Annotated in this window: 7 protein-coding genes; all 7 read left to right on the top strand. The window is 68.0% G+C overall.

Annotation, left to right across the window (positions count from 1 at the left end; genetic code table 11):
• Window positions 1-106 precede the first annotated feature (106 nt).
• Window positions 107-787, top strand: coding sequence for an MtrAB system response regulator MtrA (gene mtrA, locus M3B11_RS01935; RefSeq protein ID WP_102162867.1), 681 nt, complete (start codon window positions 107-109; stop codon window positions 785-787).
• Complete coding sequence (mtrB, locus tag M3B11_RS01930; RefSeq protein ID WP_259874995.1) at window positions 784-2505, top strand: MtrAB system histidine kinase MtrB; 1722 nt, start codon at window positions 784-786, stop codon at window positions 2503-2505. Before mtrA ends, mtrB begins: the two co-directional genes overlap by 4 nt.
• On the top strand, window positions 2492-4186 hold the full coding sequence (locus M3B11_RS01925) for an LpqB family beta-propeller domain-containing protein (RefSeq protein WP_259874993.1): 1695 nt from the start codon (window positions 2492-2494) through the stop codon (window positions 4184-4186). Before mtrB ends, M3B11_RS01925 begins: the two co-directional genes overlap by 14 nt.
• Window positions 4187-4258: 72 nt before the next feature.
• Window positions 4259-4999 carry a ComF family protein gene (locus M3B11_RS01920; RefSeq protein WP_259874991.1) on the top strand — a complete coding sequence of 247 codons (741 nt, stop codon included), beginning with the start codon at window positions 4259-4261 and terminating at the stop codon, window positions 4997-4999.
• An 80-nt stretch (window positions 5000-5079) separates the two neighbouring features.
• Window positions 5080-5769, top strand: a complete 690-nt coding sequence (gene hpf / locus M3B11_RS01915; RefSeq protein WP_259874989.1) for a ribosome hibernation-promoting factor, HPF/YfiA family — start codon at window positions 5080-5082, stop codon at window positions 5767-5769.
• 21 nt (window positions 5770-5790) lie between these two features.
• Window positions 5791-7059: a winged helix-turn-helix domain-containing protein gene (locus tag M3B11_RS01910; RefSeq protein ID WP_259874987.1), complete on the top strand. Its 1269-nt coding sequence runs from the start codon at window positions 5791-5793 to the stop codon at window positions 7057-7059.
• Between the two features lie 104 nt (window positions 7060-7163).
• Complete coding sequence (gene secA, locus M3B11_RS01905; RefSeq protein ID WP_259874985.1) at window positions 7164-9896, top strand: preprotein translocase subunit SecA; 2733 nt, start codon at window positions 7164-7166, stop codon at window positions 9894-9896.
• Window positions 9897-9993 lie beyond the last annotated feature (97 nt).

Below are 9993 nucleotides of genomic sequence, written 5' to 3'. Positions count from 1 at the left end.
CTGCACCACCGCCTCGGCGCCGGGGCTGCAGGCGCGCCGTGTGAACCTGCCGACACCTGCCGCCCCCTGCGCTGACTTCTCAGCCCGATAGGTGACAATGGATGCTATGAACGCACGGATCCTGGTAATCGACGATGACACCGCGCTGGCGGAGATGATCGGCATTGTGCTCAAGAGCGAGGGCTTCGACCCGCACTTCTGCGCCACCGGCGATGGTGCGATGGAGGCCTTCCACAGCGTCAGGCCCGACCTCATCCTGCTCGACCTCATGCTGCCCGGCAAGGACGGCCTCGAGGTGTGCCGGGAGATCCGTGAGGAGTCCGGGGTGCCGATCATCATGCTCACCGCCAAGTCCGACACCGTCGACGTCGTCCTCGGACTCGAATCCGGTGCCGATGACTACGTGCCCAAGCCGTTCAAGCCCAAGGAGCTCGTCGCGCGCGTGCGCGCCCGCCTGCGGATGTCAGAGCCCTCCGCGCCCGAGGTGCTCAACGTCGGCGACGTCTCGATCGACGTCGCCGGGCACACCGTGACGAAGGGCGGCAAGCCGGTGTCACTGACCCCGCTGGAGTTCGACCTGCTCGTCGCGCTCGCTCGCAAGCCCTGGCAGGTGTTCTCGCGCGAGACCCTGCTCGAGGAGGTGTGGGGCTATCGGCACGCCGCTGACACCCGGCTCGTCAACGTCCACGTCCAGCGGCTGCGCTCGAAGATCGAGAAGGATCCGGAGAAGCCCGATATCGTCGTCACCGTCCGCGGTGTCGGCTACAAGGCGGGCCAGGCTTCGTGAGTCGTTCCGCATCGGCCGTGCGACTGGGCCGGAGCGCCTGGGGCGGCCTCATGCGGATCTACCGGTTTCTCGCAGCGGCCTTCACCCGCTCGCTGCAGCTGCGCATCGTCGTGCTCACCATCCTGCTCACCATCATCGCCGTCTACGGCGTCGGCAGCTTCATGGCCCAGCAGATCTCCCGCGGCCTGTTCGAGGCGAAGCTGTCCTCGGTCTCGACGCAGATGTCCGGCTATGTCGGCGAGCTCGAATCGCTGTCCCCGGGTGAGGACGACAGCGCGCTGTCCGAAAGCCTCAACGTCCACCTGCGGGGGATGCTCTCCCGGTCCCCGACCCCGTTGCGCTCGATCGCGCTGGAGCCGCGTGAGCGCTCCTCCCAGGTCCAGCCGACGACCGCGGTCGTGTCCGGGCGTGAGGCGATCGCCCCCTCGGCGATGCCGGATGCGTTCCGCAACGCTGTGTCTCAGGCGCAGGCCGGCGAGCAGCTCTACCAGTCCGTCGAACTGCCCGGCCCCGGCAGCTCACCGGGCCTCATCCTCGCCCAGCAGGTGACCGTGCCCTCTGCCGGCCAGTTCGACCTCTACGTCGTCGCCGACCTGCAGGAGGAGCAGAACACGCTCGACTTCGTCCAGCGGGTGCTCATCGTCGCCGCCCTCGTGCTCGTGGTGCTCGTCGGCGCGGTCGCCTGGGTCGTCACCCGGCTCGTCGTCGTCCCTGTGCGCACCGGCTCCGAGGTGGCCCGCAAGCTCTCCGACGGCGACCTCGACCAGCGCATGCCGGTTCAGGGCAATGACGAGATCGCCACCCTGGCGCAGAGCTTCAACGACATGGCCGACACGCTGCAGGACCAGATCATCCGGATGGAGCAGCTGACGGTGCTGCAGCGCCAGTTCGTCTCCGACGTGTCCCACGAGCTGCGCACCCCGCTCACCACCATCCAGATGGCCTCGGACGTAATCTACGAGTCCCGCGATGAGCTCGACGAATCCCATCGGCGCATCGCCGAGCTGCTCAACTCGCAGGTCGAGCGCTTCGAGACGCTGCTGAATGATCTGCTGGAGATCTCCCGCCACGACGCCGGTGCCGCCCAGCTGGTGACGAAGCCGGCCGATATGTGCGAGGTCGTCTCCGGGGTCATCGACACGCTGTCGATGGTCGCCGATCACGCCGACACCGAGATCATCCTCCACGCTTCCTCCGCGCCCGTCATGGCCGAAGTCGACCGGGTGCGCATCAACAGGGTGGTCCGCAACCTCATCGTCAACGCCATCGAGCACGGCGAGCAGCGCCGGATCGACGTGTTCGTCGCCGCCAACGCCGAGGCGGTGGCCGTGAGCGTGCGCGACCACGGGGTGGGCATGACCGAGGAGCAGGTCGAGCACGTCTTCGACCGGTTCTGGCGGGCCGACCCGTCTCGCCGCCGCACGCTCGGCGGCTCCGGGCTCGGTCTGGCGATCTCCTTGGAAGACGCCCACCTGCACGGCGGCTGGCTGCAGGCCTGGGGCCGGGTCGGGGAGGGTTCGTGCTTCCGGCTCACGATCCCGCGCCGGGAGGGCCAGTCGATCACCACCTCGCCGCTACCGCTGCCGCCGGCCGATGCACGCGTCGGCGGCACCGCGCTCGTGGCTGGGCCGGCCACCTCGGACGGTTCGCTGCGCATCCAGACCGGAAGCATCCCGATCGTCGTCGAGACCCAGGAGGCCAGCGATGAGACCGCGTAGCCTGCTCGCCGCCATCCTCGCAGCCGTCGTCCTCGTCTCCGGCTGCGCCTCGATCCCTAAGGATGGATCCGTCGGCCACCGGGACGTCAGCGGCGATGACCCGCACGTCCAGTCCCGCATCGACCCCGACGGGCCCGTCCCTGGGCAGAGCCCGAACGAGATCGTCCGCGGGTTCCTCGCCGCCGGCGCCGGCTACAGCAACAACTTCGAAGTCGCCCGCTCCTACCTCACCGACAGCTTCGCCGACGAATGGAACCCGCTGTCCTCGGTCACTGTGCTGCAGCCTGGGCGCACACTGGATTCGGTGACCAGCGAGGTCACCACCGACTCGCAGTCGGTGTCGTTGACGATCCCGGTCGGCGGCGTGCTCGACGACCGCCGCATCTACCGCGAATCGGCCCGCGGCACCCAGGTCGATATGGACTTCACGCTGCGGCAGGTCAACGGAGAATGGCGGATCTCCGAGGCCCCGGCGGGCATGGTGCTCACGGCTGTGAACTTCTCGACCCTGTTCCAGCCCTACCCGCTGTACTTCTACTCACCGGGCTACGAGCTGCTCGTGCCCGACACCCGCTGGTTCATCCGCTCACCGTCGACGGCCAGTGAGATCATGACCGAACTGCTCGGCGGCCCGGCCGACTACCTCACCGGTGCGGTCGTCTCCGCGATCCCCGACGGCACCCAGCTCGACCCGCGCTCGGTCGCCGTCTCCGACGGGGTCGCCCGCGTCGAGCTGTCTGCGACTGCCTCGGGCCTGGATGAGCGCACCAACGGGCGGATCGCGATGCAGATCCAGACGACGCTCAAGGAAGTCGGGTCGGTCACCGAGGCGCGGGTCTCCGGCACGAGCGGCGAACTCGACTACGGCTCCCTGCCCGACGTGCCCACTACGCTGAACATCTCCGGCAACCCGATCGCGATCTCCGACCGGAGGCTCGTGCGCATCCTCGGCACCGCCATCGATCCGATCGACGGGGCCCCGGAGCTCGTCGACGGAGCGGCCCGGCCTGCGATCGCCCTCGACGAGTCGATGTACGCCTACCTCGCCGACGATGCGAAGGCCGTGCGGCGCCTGTTCGCCGACAGTCTCAACGACGCGGAGGTGCTGCGCGGTGAGGGCTATGCCAATCTGTCCTTCGACAAGGAGGGCTGGCTGTGGGCCGCGGAGACGGCCTCCGACGGCAGCATCCAGGCCATCAGCCGCAACGGCGAACTCACCGAGGTGGCGGTGCCATTCCTGGGCGGCCGCACCGTCACGAGCATCGGCGTCTCACCCGACGGCACCCGCCTGGCAGTCCTCAGCAGCGACGGCGACGACACCCGTCTGGAGGTCGTCGGCATCTCCCGGGACTCCCAGGGCGCCCCGACCGGGGTGTCCTCGGCAACGCCCCTGCAGGTGGCGACGGGCTTCTCGAAGATCACCGACTTCTCCTGGTTCGGCTACGACGCCCTCGTCCTGCTCGGCGCCGAACAGGGCACAAGCGTCGAACCGCTGTCCGTGCCGGTCTCTGGTCCTGCGACCTCGCTCGGCTCGATCGAGGGCGGCACCCAGATCACCTCCGGAGAAGAGCAGCGCTCCGTGCGTGTCGGCACCGCTGACGGCGAGATCTACAGCTACGGGGCAGGCTCGTGGCAGAAGCTCGTCGACGCCCAGACCTACGACCCTGCAGCGCCGGGCTGACGGCCGCCGACCTGAGGTCACAAACGCAGCCACCCCCTTGCCCGCACCCGAGGCGCCGGACACGCTGGGACGATGGGCGCACCTCGGGCACGGGGCCTGGTCACAGCGTGGGCGGCTGCAGCCGTCGATGAGCTCGCCGAGCTCGTCATCCCGCGCGCCTGTGTGGGCTGCGGGGCCGACACCGTCTCTGTGTGCGGGCACTGCCTGACCGGGATGGCCACCGAGACCATCACCGCGGTGCCGCGCTACGGCACTGCGCCCGTCACCGCCGCAGGCCCGTACACCGGGGTGCTGCGGGCAGCGCTGGTGGCCTTCAAAGAATCCGGCCGGAAGGACCTCGCCCCGCTCCTCGGTCTGCAGCTGGCCCGGGCGCTCACCGCCTGCCTGCAGGAGATCCCGGCACCCGGCAGGCTCGTCATCCTCGTCCCGGTCCCGGCCACACCCCGGGCGCGCCGGGCACGCGACGGCAACCACATCGCCCAGCTGTGCACGGCAGCCGCAGAGCTGCTGAACACCGACGGGCTGCGGGTGCACACCGCCGAGCTGCTGACAGTCAGGCGGCACCGCGATCAGGTCGGTTTCGGCGCCCGCAGCCGGCGCCGCAACGTGCGCGGCTCCCACGCACTCGACACCCGCCTGACACCTCGGGCCCGGCACGCACTGTCGGAGGCGACCACGATCCTCATCGACGACATCTGCACCACCGGGGCGACCCTTGCCGAGTCGGCACGCGCGCTGCGCACAGGCGGCATCCTGCCATGTGGAACAGCCGTGATCGCCCTCGCCCCCGGCAGTGGTTCCCTCGAGCGCTGAGATGGTATGTAATGGAGTAACCCCATCTGATCGGATGGGTACGGAGCGATCCGTCTCCCCGACGTGTAAAGGAAGTCACCATGGACATCGTCGTCAAAGGTCGCCACACGACCATCTCCGACAGTTTCCGGTCACATATCGAGGACAAGGTCTCCAAGGTCGAGCAGCTGGCGCCGCGCGCCCTGCGCACTGAGGTCGTCGCCACGCACGACGCGAACACCAGCCAGCCCGACACCGCTGAGCGCGTTGAGATCACCGTCATCGCCAAGGGCCCGGTGCTCCGCGCGGAGGCACACGCATCCGACCGCTACGCGGCCCTCGACCTCGCCTGGGCGAAGCTGCTCGAGCGTCTGCGCCGGGCGCGCGATCGCCGCAAGGTCTCCCGCAAGGGCGGACACCGCCAAGCCTCGACCGCCGAGGCGCTCGCTGAACTTGAGGTCATCGAGCCGCTCGCGCCGAGCCAGGAGGACGACAGCCAGACCGAGCAGGCCAGCACCGACAGGACCAACGGGCGCATCAGGTCCGAAGGCGACTCACCGGTGGTGCTGCGTGAGAAGAACTTCCCGGCCAACCCGATCGGCATCGAAGAGGCGCTCAACCGGATGGAGATGGTCGGCCACGACTTCTACATCTTCATCGATGAGGAGACCTCCAAGCCCTCGGTCGTCTACCGCCGGCGCGGCTGGAGCTACGGCATCATCTCCCTCGACGAGTCGCTCAACGACACCGCCGAGGCGCCGGCCGAGCAGCCGGCGGCAGCGGAGGGATGAGCGAGCAGAGCTGAAGCCCACATGAGGGTTCCGACACTCAGCCCGGAAGCGGCCAGGCGATGCGCGCTGGCCGCTTCCGGCTTCTCCAAGCCCCGCCCGCTCACCGTCGACGCCGGGCACCTCCGGCGCACGTTCGAACGGCTCGGCGTCGTGCAGATCGACTCGGTCGCCCGGCTCGTACGCGCCCACTACCTGCCGTTCTTCTCCCGGCTCGGACCCTATGACACCACCCGGCTCGACCGGCTGCTCAACACCGCCCCGCGGATGGGCGTCGAATACTGGAGCCACGAAGCCGCCTACGCCCCGATCGAGATCGTCAACGGCTGGCACCGCAGGCGCGCCGAATGGTTCCGCCGCGACCTCGGCCAGCGGCACCCGGTCACCGGTGCGGACTTCGTCGCACTCATGCACGATGTCGAAGACGCGCTGCAGGCAGGACCGGCGACCGCCCGGCAGCTGGCCGAGCGCGTCGACCACGCGATCCCCGAACGCCCCAAAGACCACTGGGGGTGGAACCACAGCCACACGAAGCGGGCGGCCGAGGCGCTCTTCCACTCCGGGCGGGTCTCGGCTGCCGGGCGCAACCAGCACTTCGAGCGCCTCTACGCCCTGCCCGCCGACGTCGACCCGAGACTCACCCAGCCGCCGCTGCGCTTCGGCCCCGACGACGACCCCACCCTCGGGCTGCGCCCGGACACTGGGCGGATCCCGCGCGGCATCACCGGCATCAGCGATGACATGCTCACCCCGATGCGCACCGCCGCCCGGGCGCTGGGCATCGGCACGCTCGACTGCTTCGCCGACTACTACCGCGCCGGCCGCGCAGACACGGCCGCTGCGATCGCAGCGCTGACCGGCACCGGGGAGCTCGTCGAGGTCGAGGTCGCCGGGCAGCGCGCCTACCGCTGGCACGAGGCCTCGGTCCCGAGGCGCGTCGAGGCCTGTGCTCTGCTGGCGCCCTTTGACCCGTTGGTGTTCAACCGCCGGCGCATCAGCTGGCTGTTCGACTTCGACTACCGCATCGAGATCTACACACCTGCCGATAAGCGCATCTACGGCTACTACGTGCTGCCGTTCCTGTGCGGTGATCGGCTCGTCGGCCGCGTCGACCTGGCAGCGGACCGGAAGCGCGGTGAGCTCAACGTCCACGCGGTGCACTGGGAGGACTGGCTTGAGGCGGGCCAGCGTGCTGCGTGCCGGCAGGCGCTGGAGGGCGAACTGGAGCAGATGCGGCACTGGCTGGGCCTCACCCGCACGGTGTTCGGCGTCAGCGAACAGCAAAGCGCCTGAGGTTTGCGCCGCCGTTGAGCTCTCAGGCGCTAAGCTAATGGACGGACGACAGTCAGAAGCAAGAACCACACACCCTGCACACCGGGTGGGTGACAAGGAGAATCGTGGCCAATTTCCTGGAAAAGCTGCTGCGCACCGGCGAGGGCCGGACGCTGAAGAAGCTGCGCACCTACGTCACGGCGATCAACAATCTCGAAGACGAGTTCACGGAGATGACCGACGCCGAGATCCGGGAGGAGACCGACCGCTTCAAGGAGCGGATCGCCGATGGTGCCACGCTCGACTCGCTGTTGCCCGAGGCGTTCGCGGCAGTCCGCGAAGCCTCTGTGCGCACCCTGGGCATGCGCCACTTCGATGTCCAGCTCATGGGCGGCGGCGCCCTGCACCTGGGCAACATCGCTGAGATGAAGACCGGTGAGGGCAAGACGCTTGTCGCCACCGCACCGGCCTATCTCAATGCGCTGACCGGCAAGGGCGTCCACGTCGTCACCGTCAACGACTACCTCGCCAGTTACCAGTCCGAGCTCATGGGCCGGGTGTTCCGGTTCCTCGGCATGGAGACCGGCTGCATCATGGCGCAGATGTCGAACACCGCCCGCCGTGAGCAGTATGCCGCTGACATCACCTACGGCACGAACAACGAGTTCGGCTTCGACTACCTGCGCGACAACATGGCGTGGAATGCCGAGGAGATGGTCCAGCGCGGCCACAACTTCGTCATCGTCGATGAGGTCGACTCGATCCTCATCGATGAGGCGCGCACCCCGCTCATCATCTCCGGCCCAGCCGAAGGCGATGCTGACCGCTGGTACGGCGAGTTCGCCAATGTCGTCAAGCGGCTCAAGTCTGAGCGCGACTACGAGGTCGATGAGAAGAAGCGCACGATCGGCATCCTCGAATCCGGCATCGAGAAGGTCGAGAACTATCTCGGCATCCAGAACCTCTACGACCCGGACAACACCCCGCTCATCAGCTTCCTCAACAACGCCATCCGCGCCAAGGAGCTGTTCAAGCGCGACAAGGACTACGTCATCCTCGACGGCGAGATCCTCATCGTCGACGAGCACACCGGCCGCATCCTGCGCGGGCGCCGCTACAACGAGGGCCTGCATCAGGCGATCGAGGCCAAGGAGAATGTCGACGTCAAGCCGGAGAACCAGACTCTGGCGACGATCACGCTGCAGAACTACTTCCGCCTCTACGACAAGCTCGCCGGTATGACCGGCACCGCCGAGACCGAGGCTGCGGAATTCATGTCGACCTACAAGCTCGGCGTCGTCCCGATCCCGACGAACAAGCCGATGCAGCGCGTCGACCAGTCCGACCTCGTCTACAAGACCGTCGAGGCGAAGTTCGATGCCGTGGTCGACGATATCGTCGAACGCCACGCCGACGGCCAGCCGGTGCTCATCGGCACCACCAGCGTGGAGAAGAGCGAATACCTCTCCAAGCAGCTGTCGAAGCAGGGCGTGCGCCACGAGGTGCTCAACGCCAAGAACCATGAGCGTGAGGCTGCGATCGTCGCCCTGGCAGGACGCAAGGGCGCAGTCACGGTCGCCACGAACATGGCCGGACGCGGCACCGACATCATGCTCGGCGGCAATGCCGAGCACATCGCCGTGGCCGAGATGGCCGAGAAGGGCCTCGACCCGAAGGAGAACGAGGAGGAGTACGAGGCGCTGTGGCCGGAGGTGCTCGCCGCTGCCGAGGCACGCGTCGAGGCCGAGGCCGAGGAGGTCCGGGAGGCCGGTGGCCTCTACGTGCTCGGCACCGAACGTCACGAATCACGCCGCATCGACAACCAGCTGCGCGGCCGCTCCGGCCGTCAGGGCGATCCCGGTGAGTCCCGCTTCTACCTGTCGCTGCAGGATGACCTCATGCGCCTGTTCGGCTCCGGGGCCGCCGAGCGGATCATGTCGATCGCCGATGTGCCCGACGACGTGCCGCTGGAGTCGAAGATGGTCACCCGTGCCATCTTGTCGGCCCAGACGCAGATCGAACAGCGCAACGCCGAACAGCGCAAGAACGTCCTGAAGTACGACGACGTCCTCAACCGCCAGCGCACCGTCATCTACGGTGAGCGCCGACGCGTACTCGACGGCGCGGACCTGGCTGAGCAGGTGCAGCTGTTCCGCGACGACGTCATCGACGCCTACGTCTCCGGCGCCACGAACGGTCCTCCCGAGAAGTGGGAGATCGACAAGCTCTTCGAGGCGCTCGGCGAGCTCTACGATCCGTCGATCACCCCAGAGGATCTTGCCGATGACGCTGGCGGCAAGGAGAACCTCACTCGCGAGAAGATGCTCAAGGAGATCCGCTCCGACGCTGACCTCGCCTATGACAGGCGCGAAGAGGAGCTCGGCGAGGAGGCGATGCGCGAGCTCGAGCGCCGTGTCGTGCTCTCGGTCATCGACAAGCGGTGGCGGGAGCACCTCTACGAGATGGATTACCTCAAGAACGGCATCGGCCTGCGCGCGATGGCCCAGCGCGACCCGCTGGTCGAGTACCAGCGCGAGGGCTTCGAGATGTTCAGCACCATGCAGGAGGGCATCAAGGAAGACGTCGTGCGGCTGACGAACAAGCTCGAAGTCCAAATCCGCATCAACCCCGGCGAGGACCTTGAGGATCCAAGCGACGACTTCGTTGAGGTGGAGGCCGAAGAGCTCAAGCCGAAGAAGCCGAAGCTGCAGCTCTCCGCCCCGAGCGAGACCGGCGACGCCCAGGTCATGCGCTCCAACGGCCGGGCCAGTGGCGGCCCGCCGGCCAGCGCTGGCGAGGATTCCGCGCCGGCACCGGCCAATCGGGCTGAGCGCCGGAAGGCCAAGAAGAAGCGCTGATCACCAGTCTGTGATGGCGGTCTGCGCGCAGCCTCTGCTGCGGCAGACCGCCATCGGCATTCACCACCCGGGCTGCGGCAGGGTCAGACGGTTCAGG

Source organism: Brevibacterium sp. p3-SID960 (assembly GCF_025144725.1).
Lineage (GTDB): Bacteria > Actinomycetota > Actinomycetes > Actinomycetales > Brevibacteriaceae > Brevibacterium.
The sequence above is the reverse complement of the archived record's forward strand: the minus strand, read 5'-3'. Positions and strand labels throughout refer to the sequence as shown.